Origin of the sequence: Croceicoccus bisphenolivorans (assembly GCF_001634625.1) — a bacterium.
Lineage (GTDB): Bacteria > Pseudomonadota > Alphaproteobacteria > Sphingomonadales > Sphingomonadaceae > Croceicoccus > Croceicoccus bisphenolivorans.
On sequence record NZ_LRSE01000003.1, the window covers coordinates 32,809 to 50,563 of the forward strand.

The 17,755-nt window shown below is 63.5% G+C and carries 17 protein-coding genes; 13 read left to right on the plus strand and 4 right to left on the minus strand.

Translation table 11 applies throughout. The features are described 5' to 3' along the window. Positions 1 to 3: 3 nt before the first annotated feature. Positions 4 to 702, plus strand: coding sequence for a Crp/Fnr family transcriptional regulator (locus A7A77_RS03360; protein WP_066553652.1), 699 nt, complete (start codon positions 4 to 6; stop codon positions 700 to 702). 34 nt (positions 703 to 736) lie between these two features. On the opposite strand, the gene A7A77_RS03365 is transcribed toward A7A77_RS03360, so the two are convergent. Beyond that, positions 737 to 1,426 carry an OmpW/AlkL family protein gene (locus tag A7A77_RS03365; protein WP_066553654.1) on the minus strand — a complete coding sequence of 230 codons (690 nt, stop codon included), beginning with the start codon at positions 1,424 to 1,426 and terminating at the stop codon, positions 737 to 739. 410 nt (positions 1,427 to 1,836) lie between these two features. Here A7A77_RS03365 and ccoN point away from each other — a divergent pair, with 410 nt between their 5' ends. From ccoN to hemN, 10 genes are all read left to right on the plus strand, one after another. Next, a complete protein-coding gene (gene ccoN, locus A7A77_RS03370; RefSeq protein ID WP_066553657.1) occupies positions 1,837 to 3,492 on the plus strand; it encodes a cytochrome-c oxidase, cbb3-type subunit I in 1,656 nt (551 codons plus the stop codon). Between the two features lie 11 nt (positions 3,493 to 3,503). Next, positions 3,504 to 4,253: a cytochrome-c oxidase, cbb3-type subunit II gene (gene ccoO / locus A7A77_RS03375; protein ID WP_066553661.1), complete on the plus strand. Its 750-nt coding sequence runs from the start codon at positions 3,504 to 3,506 to the stop codon at positions 4,251 to 4,253. Next, positions 4,250 to 4,420 carry a cbb3-type cytochrome c oxidase subunit 3 gene (locus A7A77_RS03380; protein ID WP_066553664.1) on the plus strand — a complete coding sequence of 57 codons (171 nt, stop codon included), beginning with the start codon at positions 4,250 to 4,252 and terminating at the stop codon, positions 4,418 to 4,420. Before ccoO ends, A7A77_RS03380 begins: the two co-directional genes overlap by 4 nt. After that, the gene (gene ccoP, locus A7A77_RS03385; RefSeq protein ID WP_066553671.1) at positions 4,413 to 5,348 is read left to right on the plus strand and encodes a cytochrome-c oxidase, cbb3-type subunit III; all 936 of its coding nucleotides are present in this window, start codon (positions 4,413 to 4,415) and stop codon (positions 5,346 to 5,348) included. Before A7A77_RS03380 ends, ccoP begins: the two co-directional genes overlap by 8 nt. Positions 5,349 to 5,421: 73 nt before the next feature. After that, positions 5,422 to 6,867, plus strand: a complete 1,446-nt coding sequence (gene ccoG / locus A7A77_RS03390) for a cytochrome c oxidase accessory protein CcoG (RefSeq protein WP_066554406.1) — start codon at positions 5,422 to 5,424, stop codon at positions 6,865 to 6,867. Between the two features lie 10 nt (positions 6,868 to 6,877). After that, entirely contained in the window at positions 6,878 to 7,354 is a 477-nt protein-coding gene (locus tag A7A77_RS03395) for a FixH family protein (RefSeq protein WP_066553673.1), read from the plus strand. Then, positions 7,351 to 9,501, plus strand: coding sequence for a heavy metal translocating P-type ATPase (locus A7A77_RS03400; protein ID WP_066553676.1), 2,151 nt, complete (start codon positions 7,351 to 7,353; stop codon positions 9,499 to 9,501). The genes A7A77_RS03395 and A7A77_RS03400 overlap by 4 nt, the downstream gene beginning before the upstream one ends. Further along, complete coding sequence (gene ccoS, locus A7A77_RS03405; RefSeq protein ID WP_066553680.1) at positions 9,498 to 9,647, plus strand: cbb3-type cytochrome oxidase assembly protein CcoS; 150 nt, start codon at positions 9,498 to 9,500, stop codon at positions 9,645 to 9,647. Before A7A77_RS03400 ends, ccoS begins: the two co-directional genes overlap by 4 nt. Next, positions 9,644 to 9,862 carry a hypothetical protein gene (locus tag A7A77_RS17730; RefSeq protein WP_156500367.1) on the plus strand — a complete coding sequence of 73 codons (219 nt, stop codon included), beginning with the start codon at positions 9,644 to 9,646 and terminating at the stop codon, positions 9,860 to 9,862. The genes ccoS and A7A77_RS17730 overlap by 4 nt, the downstream gene beginning before the upstream one ends. A gap of 35 nt (positions 9,863 to 9,897) precedes the next feature. Further along, entirely contained in the window at positions 9,898 to 11,208 is a 1,311-nt protein-coding gene (gene hemN / locus A7A77_RS03410; RefSeq protein WP_066553685.1) for an oxygen-independent coproporphyrinogen III oxidase, read from the plus strand. Positions 11,209 to 11,217: 9 nt separating this feature from the next. On the opposite strand, the gene A7A77_RS03415 is transcribed toward hemN, so the two are convergent. From A7A77_RS03415 to typA, 3 genes are all read right to left on the minus strand, one after another. Then, entirely contained in the window at positions 11,218 to 11,706 is a 489-nt protein-coding gene (locus A7A77_RS03415) for an NUDIX domain-containing protein (protein ID WP_082835871.1), read from the minus strand. Continuing rightward, positions 11,699 to 12,334, minus strand: coding sequence for a 6-phosphogluconolactonase (locus A7A77_RS03420; RefSeq protein WP_066553688.1), 636 nt, complete (start codon positions 12,332 to 12,334; stop codon positions 11,699 to 11,701). Before A7A77_RS03420 ends, A7A77_RS03415 begins: the two co-directional genes overlap by 8 nt. 145 nt (positions 12,335 to 12,479) lie before the next feature. Beyond that, the gene (gene typA / locus A7A77_RS03425) at positions 12,480 to 14,303 is read right to left on the minus strand and encodes a translational GTPase TypA (RefSeq protein ID WP_066553692.1); all 1,824 of its coding nucleotides are present in this window, start codon (positions 14,301 to 14,303) and stop codon (positions 12,480 to 12,482) included. A 271-nt stretch (positions 14,304 to 14,574) separates the two neighbouring features. On the opposite strand from typA, the gene A7A77_RS03430 reads away from it, so the two are divergent. After that, the gene (locus tag A7A77_RS03430) at positions 14,575 to 17,223 is read left to right on the plus strand and encodes a TonB-dependent receptor (protein ID WP_066553695.1); all 2,649 of its coding nucleotides are present in this window, start codon (positions 14,575 to 14,577) and stop codon (positions 17,221 to 17,223) included. A gap of 118 nt (positions 17,224 to 17,341) precedes the next feature. After that, positions 17,342 to 17,752: a DUF805 domain-containing protein gene (locus A7A77_RS03435; protein WP_066553701.1), complete on the plus strand. Its 411-nt coding sequence runs from the start codon at positions 17,342 to 17,344 to the stop codon at positions 17,750 to 17,752. Positions 17,753 to 17,755: the final 3 nt, after the last annotated feature.

Here is a 17,755-nt window from a genome sequence, read left to right on the forward strand (position 1 = left end):
GCCATGGATTCCTGCCAGACCTGCGTCGTGCGCAACCGCGCGATTTGTGCCGACCTCGAATTCGACGAGGTCGAGCTGCTCAACGCTATCGGTCGTCGCCGGACACTGAGCGCCGGGGAACAGTTGCTGTGGGAAGGGGAGGATGCAGTCCTCGTCGCCAACGTAATCGAAGGCGTGCTGAAACTGTCCAACAGCATGGAGGACGGGCGCGAACAGATCGTCGGGCTGGTCTATCCTTCCGACTTCATCGGCCGCCCGTTCGGTGCAACGACCCCCTATGGCGTGGAAGCGCTGACCGATGCGCGCGTGTGCGTGTTCGCCCGCCGCGACTTCGACAATTTCGCCCGCCAACATCCCCGGCTGGAGCACAAGCTGCTGGAGCGCACTTTGGCGGAGCTGGACCGGACGCGCGCATGGATGCTGCTGCTGGGCCGCAAGTCAGCCGAAGAGCGGCTGGCCACGTTCCTGCTCGAAATCTCGCAGCGGCTGGAGCCGGTGACGTGCGCCGATCCTGCCAATTCGCGGCACGACACGATCGAAATGCCGTTCTCACGCCAGCAGGTCGGCGATGTACTCGGCCTCACGATCGAGACTGTCAGTCGCCAGTTCACCAAACTGAAACGGGACGGGGTCATCGACCTGCCGTCCCGTCGCGCGGTCGAAATCCTCGACCGCGAAGAGCTGGTGGCCAGGGCGGGCTAACCCTTTCGGGCCACCCCCGCCCCGCCAGCTTTCATCACATGCGATAGGCAAGCCCGACGCTTACCACCCACGGATCAAGTTCGTGCTTGGTGGTCAGCACTTCGACGCCGTCTGCGTCATAGTAGTGCGCGGTTGCATCGATGAAGTACTTCTTGCCATCGACGCTGAGGCCGAGGCCGTTGTCGTTGAGCTTGAAATCGACGCCGGCCTGAAGGACGAAGCCCAGTTCGTCGTCGATGTCGATGTCCGACACGCCCAGATCCTGCGCGGTCTGGCCGGCCTTGTCCTTCACGTAGAGGAAGTAGGTCGGGCCGACGCCGACGTAGGGTTTGAACGGGCCTTCAGTGAAGTGATACTTCGCCGTCACGGTTGCCGGGATCAGATAGATGTCGTCAACCAGTTGCGCACCAGCCAGACCTTCGGTGCCGGTCACGTTGTGCTTGGTAACGCAGCAATAGGTTTCAAGGCTGACGTTCGGCGTCAGGAAGTATTCGAACACGACGGTCGGCACGACATTGTCGTCCGCCTTGGTATTCGGATTTTCCGGCAGCACGTCGACAAGCGCCGGATCTACATAGGGGATACTGGTCAATTTTCCGTCAGGCAGCACGGCACTGCCCTGCAGCTTGATCTGGATCTTTCCGTCCGGACTGCCGGCATGTGCGGCGCCCGGAATCATGGCCGCGGCCATGGCGGCACTGGCGGCAAGAACGAACTTCCTCATCGTATTTTCCTCCCTGGGGCAGGGTATTCCTGCCCTTACGGTCTACACTGAAGATTGAACCGATCGCTTTATAAACAGAGTTAAGAATCCCTGCCTGGCGCGATGAAAGCTCTACATCTTCGGGATTTCATTCGTGAATCGAAGATTTCATCAGAAATTAACTTGACTTTAATTACTGAAGAAACCGAATTCGTGAACTATATCCGCCTCGGTAACTTGCCAGTCACTTCGGCATGCATCGATCTGGCAGCGCGGCGTCGGCGCCGCATTGATCGAACGCAAAAACAGGAATCCTCATACAAAAGTCTTAGACGACAATCGGTTTGACATGCATCAATGCGAACCGGGCCGCGCAAGACCAAGGGGGCATCCGGGATCAAACCCTTGGGCTTTTGAGAAAGGGGACGACCGTGGAAACGGTTCTCACTCGCGCGGGCATCTGGCTCGTCATATTCATTCTTGCCATCGCAGCCATGGGCGCGGCGGCGGATGACGGTTTTGCCGTCCATATGGGCATCGTCGCCATCGCGGCGCTGCTGGCGCTGGGCGTCACGGTAACCCGCACCGACTATGCGGCGGTTGCCAATGGCATCATCAAGGCGCCCGCCGATCCGTCGCGCTACGATGACGATCCGGTCCGCTGGGGCGTCATCGCCACGGTGTTCTGGGGCATGGCCGGTTTCGCCGCCGGCCTGTTCATCGCGCTGCAGCTCGCCTACCCGATCCTCAACCTGGAGCCCTGGTTCAACTTCGGACGCCTGCGCCCGCTGCATACCAGCGCGGTGATCTTCGCGTTCGGCGGCAACGCGCTGATCGCGACGAGCTTCTACATCGTCCAGCGCACCTGCCGCGCACGCCTCGCCTTCCCCGGCCTCGCCCGCTTCGTCTTCTGGGGCTACCAGCTGTTCATCGTGCTGGCCGCAACCGGCTACCTGATGGGCGTGACGCAGGGCAAGGAATACGCAGAGCCCGAATGGTACACCGACTGGTGGCTGACGATCGTCTGGGTCGCCTATCTCGCCGTCTTCGTCGGCACGATCGTGAAGCGCAGCGAACCGCACATCTACGTGGCCAACTGGTTCTTCCTCGCCTTCATCCTGACAGTTGCGATGCTGCACATCGTCAACAACCTCGACGTGCCGGTCTCGATCACGGGCAGCCGTTCCTATCCGCTGTTCGCGGGTGTTCAGGGTGCACTGGTGCAGTGGTGGTACGGCCACAACGCGGTGGGCTTCTTCCTGACCGCCGGCTTCCTTGCCATGATGTACTACTTCGTGCCGAAGCAGGCCGAACGGCCGGTCTATTCCTACCGCCTGTCGATCATCCACTTCTGGTCGCTGATCTTCCTCTACATCTGGGCAGGTCCGCACCACCTCCACTACACGGCGCTGCCCGACTGGGCGCAGACGCTGGGCATGGTGTTCTCTGTCATGCTGTGGATGCCCAGCTGGGGCGGTATGATCAACGGGTTGATGACGCTTAACGGCGCATGGGACAAGGTCCGCACCGATCCGATCATCCGCATGATGGTGATGTCCCTCGCCTTCTACGGCATGAGCACGTTCGAAGGCCCGATGATGAGCGTGAAGAGCGTGAACTCGCTCTCCCACTACACCGACTGGACCATCGGGCACGTCCACTCCGGCGCGCTGGGCTGGAACGGGATGATCACCTTCGCGGCGATCTACTACCTGACACCGCGCCTGTGGAACCGTGAGCGGCTCTATTCCCTGCGGATGGTGAACTGGCACTTCTGGCTCGCGACGGCAGGCATCGTCTTCTACGCCGCGTCGATGTGGGTTGCCGGTATCACGCAGGGGCTGATGTGGCGCGAATACGGCGCTGACGGCTACCTGGTGAACTCCTTCGCCGAAACGGTCGCCGCGCTGCACCCGATGTTCGTCCTGCGCGCATTCGGCGGGATCCTGTACCTGACGGGCGCGGTCATCATGGTCGTCAACGTCTGGGCCACCATCGCGGGCAAGCTGCGCACGGAAAAGCCGATGAACGATGCCGCCTACGACGCCGAAGCGGACCGTCCGCTCGTTCCGGCAATGGCAAACTGAGGGTTAGCGCCATGAGCATGACCGAAAAGCACAAGAAGCTTGAGAAGAACGTCACCCTGCTGGGCGTCGCGGCTTTCGCCACCGTCACCATCGGCGGACTGGTAGAAATCGCCCCGCTGTTCTGGATCGACAACACGATCGAGAAGGTGGAGGGCATGCGTCCCTACACCCCGCTGGAGCAGGCAGGGCGCGACATCTATGTCCGCGAAGGCTGCTACGTGTGCCACAGCCAGATGATCCGCCCCTTCCGCGACGAGGTCGAACGCTATGGCCACTACAGCCTTGCCGCGGAATCGATGTACGACCACCCGTTCCAGTGGGGGTCGAAGCGGACGGGGCCCGACCTTGCCCGCGTCGGCGGACGCTATTCCGACGAATGGCACGTCCAGCACCTCAAGAATCCGCAGTCCGTGGTGCCCGAAAGCGTGATGCCGCAATACGGCTTCCTGGCCGAAACGCCGCTGCACGTGAAGGACATGGAGGCAAACCTGACCGCCCTGTCGCGGGTCGGCGTGCCCTATACCGACGCGCAGATCGAAAATGCGGATGCCGACATGAAGGCACAGGCCAATCCCGATGCCGATACGGCAGGCCTCGCCGAACGCTACGGCGACAGGGTCAACTTGCGCGATTTCGACGGCAAGCCGGCAAAGCTGACGGAGATGGATGCACTGATCGCCTACCTGCAGGTGCTGGGCACGATGGTCGACGTCAACGCCGCAGCTGCGGAAGAGGAACTGGCCACGGAGAAGGGTCGATGAGCGATCACTCCATCTACGACATGCTGCGGCATCTGGCCGACAGCTGGGGCCTGCTCATCATGATGCTCGCCTTTCTCGTCCTCGTCGCCTGGCCCTTCCGGCCGGGCGCACGGGCCAAGAACGAGGAAGCGGCGACCATGATCTTCAAGGACGAGAACGATGGCTGACAAGAGACTGGACGAAGCCACCAACACCGAAACCGTCGGCCACGAGTGGGACGGGATCGAGGAACTGAACACCCCGCTGCCGCGCTGGTGGTTGTGGACGTTCTATGCCACGATCGTCTTCTCGATCGGCTATGTCGTCGCCTATCCGGCGATCCCGATGGTCTCCAAAGGGACCGAAGGGATGCTTGGCTGGACCAGCCGCGGCGATCTGGCCAAGGATATCAAGGCGACCAGCGACAAGCGTTCCGAACTTGTTGCCGCCCTCGCCCAGACGCCGATCGAACGGCTGGACCCCGACAGCGACCTGATGCGCGCGGCAGTCGCGGGCGGCCGGGCGGCCTTCAAGGTCAACTGCGTCCAGTGCCACGGCGCGGGCGCGGCAGGATCGAAAGGGTATCCCAACCTCAACGACGACGACTGGCTGTGGGGCGGCGACCTCAAGGCGATCCACCAGACGCTGGAACACGGCATCCGCCAGCCGGGCGACGACCAGACCCGCTTCAGCCAGATGCCCGCCTTTGGCCGCGACGGCATCCTGAGCGCAGCCGAAATTGCCGACGTCGTCAGCCATGTCCGCACGCTGTCCGACCTCGAACCGAAAAGCGCGGCTTCGCAGCGCGGCGCAGTGACGTTCGAGACGCAATGTTCGATCTGCCACGGCCCGTCGGGCGAAGGCATGCGCGAATTCGGTGCGCCGAACCTTGCCGATGCCATCTGGCTTTATGGCAGCAGCCGCGACGATGTGACCGCCACCGTGACCAACGCCCGCTACGGCATGATGCCGGCGTGGGGGCAGCGGCTCGATCCGGTGACGGTGAAGATGCTGGCGGCCTATGTCCACTCGCTGGGCGGCGGCGAGAACTTCGTCGAACAGGCGGCGGAGGCGAATGCCGAACCTGCGGAGCAAGAGACAGATGCAACCAACTGATCGCAACCAGCCGGACCCCCTCCCGGAAAGCGATCTGCTGGAGCATGCACGGGCGGAGGATGGTGCGAAGGCTATGAAGCCTTCCACGCCTCCCCCTGCCGTCCCGCCCGTCTCGCTCTACGAAAAGCATACGACGGTCCATCCCAAGCGCATCGACGGCCCGTTCCGCCGCTTCAAGTGGCTGGTAATGGTCCTGACGCTGGGCATCTACTACGGCACGCCCTGGCTGCGCTGGGATCGCGGGGCCTATGCGCCGGATCAGGCGGTGCTGATCGATCTGGCGAACCGCCGCTTCTACATGTTCGATATCGAGATTTGGCCGCACGAGTTCTATTTCGTGGCAGGCCTGCTGATCATGGCGGGGATCGGCCTGTTCCTCGTCACCAGCGCGGTCGGGCGCGCATGGTGCGGCTATGCCTGCCCGCAAACTGTGTGGACCGACCTGTTCCAGCATGTCGACCGCTTCGTCGATGGCGACCGCAATGCGCGGATGCGGCTGGACAAGGCACCGTGGAGCGCGGGGAAGATCGCCCGCCGCTTCTGGAAGTGGTCGATCTACCTCGTCATCGCATTCTGGACCGGCGGTGCATGGATCATGTACTTCGCCGACGCGCCCACCCTTACCCGCGATTTCTGGGCCGGAAACGCGGCCCCGGTCGCCTATGCCACTGTCGCGGTGCTGACCGGCACCACGTTCTGGCTGGGCGGCTTCATGCGCGAGCAGGTGTGCGTCTACATGTGCCCGTGGCCGCGCATCCAGACCGCGATGCTGGATGAAAAATCGCTGATCGTCACGTACAAGGACTGGCGCGGCGAACCGCGCGGCAGCCTGAAAAAGTCGCAGAAGAACCCGGATCAGTTCGGCGACTGCGTCGATTGCAACCAGTGCGTCGCGGTCTGCCCCACCGGCATCGACATTCGCGAAGGGCCGCAGATCGGCTGCATCACTTGCGCGCTGTGCATCGATGCCTGCGACCGGGTGATGAAGGAAGTCGGCCGCCCGCGCGGGCTGATCGACTATGCCACGCTGGAAGATTGCGAGCGGGAGGCGGCAGGGGCCGAACCGCGCCCCGTGTGGAAGACGCTGACCCACCCGCGCACGCTGATCTATTTCGGCGTCTGGTCGGCCATCGGCGTGGCTCTGCTGTTCGCACTGGGCACGAGGGAGAGGACCGGCATCACGGTCCAGCCGGACCGCAATCCGCCCTACATGCTGATGAGTGACGGATCGGTGCGCAACAGCTATACTGTGAAGCTGCGCAACATGCAGTCGCGCCCGCGCGAGATGGAACTGTCTCTGACTGGCCTGCCCGGCGCGAAAATGTGGACCGACGACATGTCGAAGGACGGGGCGGCCCGTACGATCACGCGCGAAGTTGCCGCCGACGTGGCCCTGCCCTTGCGGGTCTACGTCGTCGCCCCACGCGGTACGGGACGGCAGGAATTCCACTTCGTGGTGACGTCGCCCGAAGGGGAAAGCGACCAGAGCGAAACGGGCTTCAACGCCCCCGAGCAATAGGACGAAAACGATGACGCATTCCGCCCCCCGGAAGGCCCGTTTCACCGGCAAGCACATGACCGCGATCCTTGTTTGCGGGTTCGGGGTCGTAGTCGCGGTAAACTTCACGATGGCCGCGCTCGCCAGTAGCAGTTTCGGCGGCGTGGTGGTCGAAAATTCCTATGTCGCCAGCCAGGAATTCAACAACTGGCTGGACAAGGCGGAAGCCTCCAACGCGCTCGGCTACACCGTCGATGCCGCGCGCAACGCCGACGGCAAGATCGCGCTGACCACCAGCGGCGTACCGGTGGGCGCGCAAGTCACCGCAACCGCCCGCCATCCGCTTGGCCACCAGCCGGACCGTGCACTCGTCTTCGTCTACGGCTCCGACGGGAAATGGACCAGCACCTCGGCCCTGCCCGAAGATCGCTGGACCTTGCGCATCGCGATAGACGCGAACGGCAGCGAATGGCGCGGAGAGCGCGGGCTGACGAGAACGGGGCCATGAACGCGCCGGTCGCCACTACTGCGATGACTGCCGACCCTTGTGTCGACAGCCGGTTCACAGTGCCGAGCATCCGCTGCGCAGGTTGCATCTCAAAGATCGAGCGCGGCCTTGTACAAGTGCCGGGCGTCGCCACCGCGCGGGTGAACTTTTCGGCCAAGCGCGTCGCGGTCAGCCACGCGCCGAATCTCACTGACGCGCAGATCATCGATGCACTCGCGCACCTTGGCTTCGAAGCACAGCCGATGGCGGAAAACCCGCTGGCCCGCGACGACGCCGAGACCAAGCGCCTGCTGCGCGCGCTGGCCGTGGCGGGTTTTGCCATGATGAATATCATGCTGCTCTCGGTCGCGGTCTGGTCGGGCGCGGACGGGATCACGAAGGAAATGTTCCACTGGCTGTCGGCGGCAATCGCCTTGCCCGCTGTCGCCTATGCCGGTCGTCCGTTCTTCTCGTCCGCATGGATGGCACTGAAGTTTCGCGGCACCAACATGGACGTGCCGATCTCCATCGGCGTGCTGCTGGCAACGGGGATGAGCGCCTACGAAGTGCTGACCGGCGGCGAACACGCCTATTTCGACGGCGCGGTCATGCTGCTGTTCTTCCTGCTGGCAGGCCGCGTGCTGGATGCAATGATGCGCGATCGGGCACGGTCGGGCATTGCCTCGCTGCTGGGCCGCATGGGTCGCGGCGCGCAAGTCGCCTATCCCGACGGCGAAACCCGCTGGGTGGCGGCAGAAGACCTCGCCCCCGGCATGGAAATGCAAGTCGCTGCGGGTGAGGCACTGGCAGCCGACGGCGTGATCCTGTCGGGCACCAGCAGCTTCGACCGGTCGATGCTGACCGGCGAAAGCGCACCGGAAGTGGCCGCAACCGGCGATACCGTTCATGCGGGCACGATAAACCTGCTCGCCCCCGTCACCGTGCGCGTAACCGCCGCTGCCGAAGATACCGCCATCGCCGACATCGCGCGGCTGATGGACGAGGCAGGGCAATCGCGCAGCCGCTATGTCCGCGTCGCCGATCGCGCGGCGCGGCTATACGCGCCCGCCGTCCATTCGCTGGCGGCGCTGACCTTCGTCGGCTGGATGCTGGCGGGCGCGGGCGTGCACCAGTCGCTGCTGATCGCCATCGCGGTCCTGATCATCACGTGCCCTTGCGCCCTGGGCCTAGCGGTTCCGGCTGCGCAAGTCGTGGCGGCGGGCGCACTGATGAAGCATGGCCTGCTGATCAAGGACGGCAGCGCGCTGGAACGGCTGGCAGAGGCGGATCATGCCCTCCTCGACAAGACCGGCACGCTGACCGTCGGCCGCCCCCGTCCGGTATCGGTGACGACGCTGTCGCAGGAAGACCGTGGCATCGCGCTCGCTCTTGCCCAAAGCAGCCGCCACCCGCTGAGCAAGGGCCTTGCCGTCGCCCTGCGCGAGGCCGGGGTAACGCCCCTTCCCGTCAGCGACATTGCCGAAACGCCGGGCGAAGGCCTGCGCGGCATGTTCGAAGGGCAGGAAGTCGGCCTGCTGCGCCCCGAGGCCACGGCATCGGGTATGTCAGTCGCCTATTGCAGAGGCGATGCCACGACCGTGATCCCGTTTACCGATCCATGGCGCATCGATGCCGAAGCCACGATCGACGCACTGGCGGGGCTCGGCATTCCCGGCGCAATAGCATCAGGCGACGCAAGCGAGGCCGTGGCGCAAGCGGCAGTAACATTCGGCATCCCTGCGCAAGGCGGGATGAGCCCTGCGGACAAGCTGGCCGAACTGGAACGGCGTCGGGGTGCCGGACAGAAAGTGCTGATGGTCGGCGACGGGCTGAACGACGGCCCCGCTCTTGCCGCGGCCCATGTCTCCATCGCACCGGGCGGTGCCAGCGACGTCAGCCAGCAGGCAGCGGACGCAGTGTTCGTCGGCGATGCGCTGATGCCGGTCGCCCTTGCCGTTCGCGTCGCGCGCACGACGATGCGAACCGTGCGGCAGAACTTCGCGATGGCGGTGATCTACAACCTGCTCGCCGTGCCGGTCGCGGTCATGGGCTATGTCACGCCGATGATTGCCGCCATCGCGATGTCGCTGTCTTCGCTGATCGTCGTCGGCAATTCGCTGTTGCTGGCCCGCGCGGCAAAGGCTCGCGTGGCAGGGAGCGGAAAGTGAACGGGCTGATCTTCCTCATTCCCGTTGCGCTCGGCATGGGCGGTCTCGGCCTCGCCGCGTTCTTCTGGGCGATGCGCAGTGGCCAGTTCGAGGATCTGGACGGCGCGGCGCAGCGCATCCTGATCGAGGAGGAGGAAGACCAGTGAACGGCCTCCTCACCTCGCTGGCCGCAGTGGCATTGTTGCCCGCCGTGACCGGTATGCCGCCTAAGGATGCGGAGCGGAGCATCATCGTCTCGCTCTGCGCGGGCGGCACGATGGCGCTGCCCGTCGGCGACGCCCTGCCCGATCGCGGCACCACGCCGTGCTGCGCCAAGGGCTGCCGCACGAAACGCCGCAAGCTCCTTGATCGAGCGCAATGATCGGCTGACCGCCGCGCATTAGGATCGGACCCGTGATGTGGCCCTACCTTCCCGATCTCCTGGCCGTGCCGGTCCCGCGCTACACGAGCTATCCCACGGCAGCCGAATTCGGCCCTGCCGAACCGCAGGCGTTCTATAACGCGCTGGAGGAAACGCAGAGCGACATCTCGCTCTATGTCCACATCCCCTATTGCCACGAAATCTGCTGGTACTGCGGCTGCAACACCGGCGCGGCCAACCGGCAGAAACGGCTTGCCGCCTATCTCGAAGCGTTGATGCACGAAATCGCGATGGTCGGCGCCGCGGTGCCGCAGGATTGCAACGTGCGGTACATCGCCTTCGGCGGTGGCAGCCCTAATGCCATAGCGCCCACAGATTTCGTGCGTCTGATCGATGCGCTGACACTTGCCTTTCCGCTGGCAGATCCGGTCATCTCGATCGAACTCGATCCGCGCAGCCTGACCGAACCGTGGCGCGAGGTCATTTCCCACGTCGGCGTCGAACGGGCCTCGATGGGGGTGCAGACCTTCGATCCCGCCATCCAGCAGGCGATCGGGCGTGTCCAGCCCGTCGAACTGATCGAACGCGCGACCGACATGCTCCGCCGCGCGGGCGTCAAATCGCTGAATTTCGACCTGATGTACGGCTTGCCGGGGCAGGATCATGACCGCCTGCTCGCCTCCGTCGACAAGACGGCGGAGCTTGGCGCGGACCGGATCGCGCTGTTCGGGCTTGCCTACCTGCCCGAAATGTTCCCGCGCCAGAAACGGATCGACGGCAGCAACCTGCCCGACGCGCGAACACGCTTCGACATGATGCAGGCAGGCTACGAACGGCTGGTCGATCACGGTTACGATCCCGTCGGCTTCGATCATTTCGCACTGCCGGGCGACCCGCTATCGCGCGCGACGCTGTCGGGCAGGTTGCACCGCAATTTCCAGGGCTTCACCGACGATGCCGCGCCCGTCACCATCGGGCTGGGGGCCAGTGCCATCAGCTGCTTTCCGCAAGGCATCTACCAGAACGAGAAGAACGCGGGCCGCTATCGCACCGCCATTGCCGAAGGGCGCCACCCGACGTTCATGGGCGTGGCCCGTTCGGCAGAGGACCGCCGCCGCGCCAAAGCGATTACCGGCGTCCTGTGCCACGGCCACACGCGCATCGACGAAGCCCTGCTGGCCGGCGCATCGCCGCGCCTGGCACAATTCATTGATGCCGGCCTTTGCACGATAGAGGGCGGCGTTCTGACGCTTTCGGCGAATGCCCTGCCCTATGCGCGCGGTATCGCCGCATGTTTCGACAGTTATCGCATCGGCAGCGCGCGCAAGTTCAGCAACGCGGTCTAGGGCCAAAGCCTAGAGGTTCGAGGCCACCGCCTTGGCAATATAGGTCCGCGCCCATTCCGGCGTGGTCGGCGGCAGGGCATCGTGCGCAAAGAAGCGCAGTTCGGCAATTTCACGGCCATCGGCAACCGGATCGCCGCTGATCGCGGCAGCAAACACCGTGACCGAGTTGCGAGCGCCATGCAGGTCGATCTCCTCGACATGAACGGCGACCAGCGTGTCCGGCGCGACGCCGACCTCTTCGGCCAGTTCGCGCCTTGCCGCCACTGCCGGTTCCTCTCCCTTGCGCACGCCGCCGGTCGGGACATGCCATTCCCCCCGCTTGCGATAGGAATGGCGAACCATGAGGACATCGCCATCGGCATTGCGGGCAATCACCGCACAGCCGCGCAACGCCGGCTTGCGCCATGCCCACCAGCGCCGGCGGACCAGCTCCGCCATGCGCAGCAGCCTGCGATGCAGCCACGCCGGAAGCAGACCCGCAAGCGGGATATCAGGCAAAGCAGTTCACTTCGCCGCGTGCATGGCCCAACAACCGCGCGACGGGCAGGTCGTTCTCCCCCTTGGCCGCAGCTTCGAACAGGGCCAGCTTGTCGGAACCGCGAATGACGAACATCAACGCCTCTGCGCTCAACAGCTTGGGCAGGGTCATCGTCACGCGGTCGAACGGTGCTTCGGGCGGCAGCGGATCGGGGGTAAGCCGCCGCACCTGCCGCGCATCGTCAACCTGCGGATCGGTATTGGGAAACAGCGAAGCGACATGCCCGTCGCCGCCCATGCCCAGCCAGACCAGCGCGAAATGGGGCGGCGCGGCATCCTCCGTCAGTTCGACGATCCTTGCGCCCGTGGCCGCCAGCGTTTTCGCGATCCGGCCGTAATTGCTGGCCTCGTGATCGGCAGGCACGCAGCGATCGTCGCCCGGCCAGATTTCCAGCCGCGCCCAGTCCAGATCGCGCCCCTTGTCGCTTTTGGCCAGTGCGGCAAGGATCGGAAACGGCGTGGAGCCGCCGGGCACGCTGATCGCGACAGTGCCGTCCCGCCGATCGAGTTCACGGCCCAGCCGCTCCGCAAGCCAGCCGGCGATCTGCGCGTCGGGAAGGTCGTGATGGAATGTGATTTCGGTGAGCATGGCATCATCCTGTCGCTGGCATCACTGCGACGTAGGCATTCGCAGCGCCTTGCCAACCCCCGCCGGTTCGCGTCACGTCGCAGGCATAAAGAGAGGCCCATCCCGCCCATTGGCCGGACGGGCCTCTCGAAGGATGAAGCTCAGATCAGGCCGCGTCGGCCTTGCGCTTGGCCTTCTTGCGCTCGTTCGGGTCGAGGATAGCCTTGCGCAGGCGGATCGACTGCGGCGTCACTTCGACCATCTCGTCATCGTCGATGTATGCGATGGCCTGCTCCAGCGTCATGCGCTTGGGAGGGGTCAGGCGGATCGCGTCATCCTTGCCGGTCGAGCGGAAGTTGGTGAGCTGCTTGGACTTGAGCGGATTGACCTCGAGATCGTCGGGCTTGGCATTCTCGCCGATCAGCATCCCTTCGTAGACCTTTTCCTGCGGGCTGACGAACAGGATACCGCGATCTTCAAGGGCATTGAGGGCGTAGCCGACAGCCTCGCCGGTGCAGTTCGAGATAAGGACGCCGTTCTGGCGACCCTCGATCGGGCCCTTGTAGGGACCGTAGCTGTCAAACAGGCGGTTCATGATGCCGGTGCCGCGCGTGTCCGAAAGAAACTCGCCATGATAGCCTATGAGGCCGCGCGACGGGGCACGGAAGCCGAGGCGGGTCTTGCCCGGGCCTGACGGGCGCATCTCGGTCAGTTCGGCCTTGCGGCGCTGCATCTTCTCGACGACCGTGCCGGAGAACTCGTCATCCACGTCGATGACAACGCTTTCGTAAGGCTCGGTGCGCTGGCCGTTCTCTTCCACGAACAGCACGCGCGGGCGGCTGATGCCCAGTTCGAAGCCTTCGCGGCGCATCGTCTCGATCACGACGCCAAGCTGAAGTTCGCCGCGACCGGCAACTTCGAAGCTGTCCTTGTCGGCAGACTCGGTGACCCGGATGGCAACGTTGGTTTCCGCCTCGCGCAGCAGGCGGTCGCGGATCATGCGGCTCGTCACCTTGTCGCCCTCGCGGCCCGCGAAGGGGCTGTCGTTGACGGCGAAGCGCATCGCCAGTGTCGGCGGGTCGATCGGCTGGGCGGCGATGGGTTCGCTGACCGCCGGGTCGGCGATGGTGTTGGCGACGGTCGCCTTTTCAAGGCCGGCCAGCGCGATGATGTCGCCGGCGCGTGCCTCGTCCACCGGCACCCGCTCCAGCCCGCGGAACGAAAGCAGCTTGGACGCGCGGCCCACTTCCAGCACCTTGCCGTCCATGTCGATGGCGCGGATCGGGTCGTTGACGCGGATCGTGCCGGACTGGACACGGCCGGTCAGCACGCGGCCCATGAAGTTGTCACGGTCAAGCAGCGTGGCAAGGAAGCTGAACGGAGCCTCGGTATCGAGGCCCGGCGCCTTAACATGGTCGCGGATCAGTTCGAACATCGGGGTCAGCGAGCCCTCGCGCGCGTCGATATCCTCGCTGGCATAACCGTTGCGGCCCGATGCGTAGAGGATCGGGAATTCCAGCTGCTCGTCATTGGCGCCAAGGTTCACAAAAAGGTCGAACACTTCGTCAAGAACTTCGGCGGGGCGGCCGTCGGGACGGTCGATCTTGTTGACGACGACGATGGGCTTGAGGCCCAGCGCCAGCGCCTTGCCGGTGACGAACTTGGTCTGCGGCATCGCGCCTTCGGCGCTGTCCACCAGCAGGATCACGCCGTCGACCATGGAGAGGATGCGTTCCACTTCCGCGCCGAAGTCGGCGTGGCCGGGCGTATCAACGATATTGATGCGCAGGCCTTCCCACTCGATCGAGGTCGGCTTGGCGAGAATGGTGATCCCGCGTTCCTTTTCGAGGTCGTTGGAGTCCATGGCGCGTTCTTCCACGCGCTGGTTGTCGCGGAAGGTGCCCGACTGGCGGAACAGCTGGTCGACCAGCGTTGTCTTGCCGTGGTCGACGTGGGCGATAATGGCGATGTTGCGCAGCTCGGCTGCCATGGTTTGGGCCTCTGGTTCTGATAAATCGGATCGGTGAGTGCTCACGCGGCCGGTCACCGTCGAGGCGCGCGCGCCCTAAACGAATTGGTGCGACGCAGCAAGGGATTTAGCGTGACCGTCGCGCAACATTGTTGCCTTTGGTTGCAGATGTCACATTTCATTCATTGATACGAAATCGGCAAAAACGTAGGATAACCGACATAGAAGTGGCGATCTCCCCCTGAAAACAAAGCATGATCGCTGTCTTAACCTTGAAGAGGAATGATTGCCGATGAAACCGATTCGCAGCGGCCAGGTGGTTCTTCGCAATACGCTTTCGACCGGAACCGCCGTTCTCGCGATTGCCGCCGCACCGGCTTTTGCACAGGATGACGCGGAAACGGAATATGCCCAGCCGGCAGAATATGCCGCACCTGCGAGCGATGTAGAAACCACATATGACAACAATGCGATCATCGTCACCGCGACGAAGCGGGAGCGGACGCTGCAGGACACACCGGTCGCCGTAACGGTCACGACCGAGCAGGAACTGGAACGCGCGGAAATCCGCGACTTGAAGGACCTGACCAGCGTCGCCCCCTCGCTGAAGATCACGCAACTGCAATCCAGCGCGAACACCAATTTCATTATCCGCGGCTTCGGCAACGGCGCGAACAATGCCGGCATCGAACCATCGGTGGGCGTCTTCGTCGACGGTGTCTACCGTTCGCGTTCCGCCGCGCGCATCAACGACCTGCCCGACCTGCAGCGGATCGAGGTGCTGAAAGGGCCGCAATCCACGCTGTTCGGCAAGAACGCCAGCGCGGGCGTCATTTCGGTGGTCACTGCCGAGCCGCGCTTTACCTTCGGCGGCGAAGCGGAAGTCAGCTATGGCAATTTCGACGCCATGGTCGCCAAGGCCAACGTCTATGGCCCGCTTTCCGAAACGATCGCGGCATCGATCGGCGGCGGCATCAACAAGCGTGACGGTTACTTCACCGATCTCAGCACCGGCGGCAAGACGAACGAGCGTGATCGCTGGTTCACGCGCGGACAGCTTTTGTTCGAACCGAACGGCCTTCTGAAAGTCCGCATCATCGGCGATTACGAGAAGACGGACGAGAACTGCTGCGCCAACGTGCTGCTGCAACAGGGCGATATCGGCGCGGCTATCGTCGCACCGCCGCCCTTCGGCCTTGGCGCGGGCAATTCCGATCCGGCCAATCCTTATGCCGACGTCATCTATTCCAACTTCCCCAGCACCAACGACATCGAGAACTGGGGCCTTTCCGGCCAGGTCGATTTCGGTTTTGGTCCGTTCAAGCTGACTTCGATCACGGCCTATCGCGGCGTTGATGCGATCACCAACCAGGATTCCGATTTTACCGGCGCAGACCTGATCAGCCGTAACTTCCAGGACCTCTCGATCCACACCTTCACGCAGGAATTCCGCGCGACAGCCACTGTCGGCGCGCTCGATATCCTGCTTGGCGCGTTCTATTTCGATGAAAGCATCAAGCAGGCGAACGAGCTGTTCTACGGCGACGATCTGCGCCAGTTCGCGAACATCGGCATATTCGGCATCAGCGACGGCGCGCTCAACCTACCCGCGCTGGAGGCGCAGCTGTCACAGCTGACCGTGCTGGCCAATATGGTCGATCCGACGATCACGCCGCAGGATTACACGGGCCAGTTTTTCATTGGCGATCGCGGTCTGCGCGAAGCCTACACGCTGAACAACAAGGCGTTCAGCCTGTTCGGACAGCTCGATTTCGAAGTCACCGACCGGCTTACCCTGACCGCAGGCCTGAACTATACCAAGGACAAGAAGCGTTATTCGGCCAACGTCAGTTCCGACGACGTGTTCTCGCAAGTCGATCTGCAGCAACTGGGCTATTACGCGCTCTATTTCGGAGCGCTGGAAAACGGTGCGTCCCAGCAACAGGCGCAGGACTATGCCACAGCGTTTCAAAATGATGAGACAGTCAACCGGCTGCTGGCCTTGCAGGACCTGCAATACCTGCCCGAATTCGTGGACGTGCCGAACTCGGTGGAAAGCGGCAGGATCAGCGACGACAATGTATCGTACACGCTGCGCGCCGCCTACGAACTGACCGACAGTCTCAACGCCTACCTGACGTACGCAAGCGGTTACAAGGCGCCTTCGGTGAACCTGTCGCGCGACAGCCGGCCCTTCCCCTCCGACCGTGACGCGATCGAGGCGGCGGGACTGGACGAAGCGAACCAGACCTATTCGGGCCGCTTTGCCACCGGCGAAAAGGCGAAAGTCTGGGAACTGGGCCTCAAGGGCGATTTCGGTCCGGCGAACTTCTCGTTCGCGATGTTCCGCCAGACGATTTCGGGGTTCCAGTCGAATATCTTCACCGGCACCGGCTTCTTCCTCACCAACGCGGGCAAGCAGCGCGCCACCGGCTTCGAATTCGACGGCAGCGTGCGTCCGATCGATCCGCTGAAGCTGCGCATGGCAGTGACTTATCTCGACAGCAAATACGTGTCCTTCCCGATTTCGGGCGTGGGCGACCTGACCGGCTATGAAGTCGCAGGCGTGCCGCCGATTTCGGCAACGTGGTCGGCGGAATACACGCACGAGCTTGGCAACGGCGATGCGCTGATCGCGCGCGGCGACTATCACTACGAGAGCGACGTGATGATCGTGGAAGGCCTCCCGGGCTTCATCGACGAGGAGGGCGAAACCCCCGCGATCGACGCGGCGCGGCAGTTCACCCGCAGTGTGAACGATGTTAACGCGTCGCTGACTTACGCGATGCAGAACGGACTGTCGGTTTCTGTCTGGGGCCGTAACCTGCTGGACGACCGGTACCTGCTTTCGATCTTCGACACGCCGATCCAGCCGCTCAGCATCTCCGGCTATCCCAGCCAACCACGCACTTATGGCGTGACGGCCCGCTACAAGTTCTGAGGCCTTCTCCGGCTACAGGGAGGGAAAGGGGCTGCGCCGATGGCGTGGCCCCTTTTGCTTTTGGAAAGGAAAACAGGGATAAGCTGTCGGAACGCATTCATGCGAAGGGGGAATTCAGATGGAATGGATGTTAATGCCCTATCGGCGCTACTTCGATTTTTCGGGGCGGTCTCGCCGCAAGGAGTTCTGGATGTTCCAGCTTCTGATCCTGATCATCTATGCCGTCGCCATCGTGCTGACCGGCGGAATGGGCGCGACGATGGAGGGTAGCGAGCCGGACACCATGGGTCCGATGGCCGCCGTGATAATGATGGCCCTTGGCGTATGGGGACTTGGCACTTTCATTCCCGCCCTCGCACTTTCGGTGCGCCGCCTGCACGATGTCGACAAGTCGGGCTGGTGGCTGCTGATCAGCTTCGTGCCGATCATCGGCTTCTTCGTCCTGCTCTATTTCGATCTGATCGAAGGGACGCGCGGACCCAACCGATTTGGCGAGGACCCCAAGGAAGGTCTTGCGCGCGGCGTTTGAAGG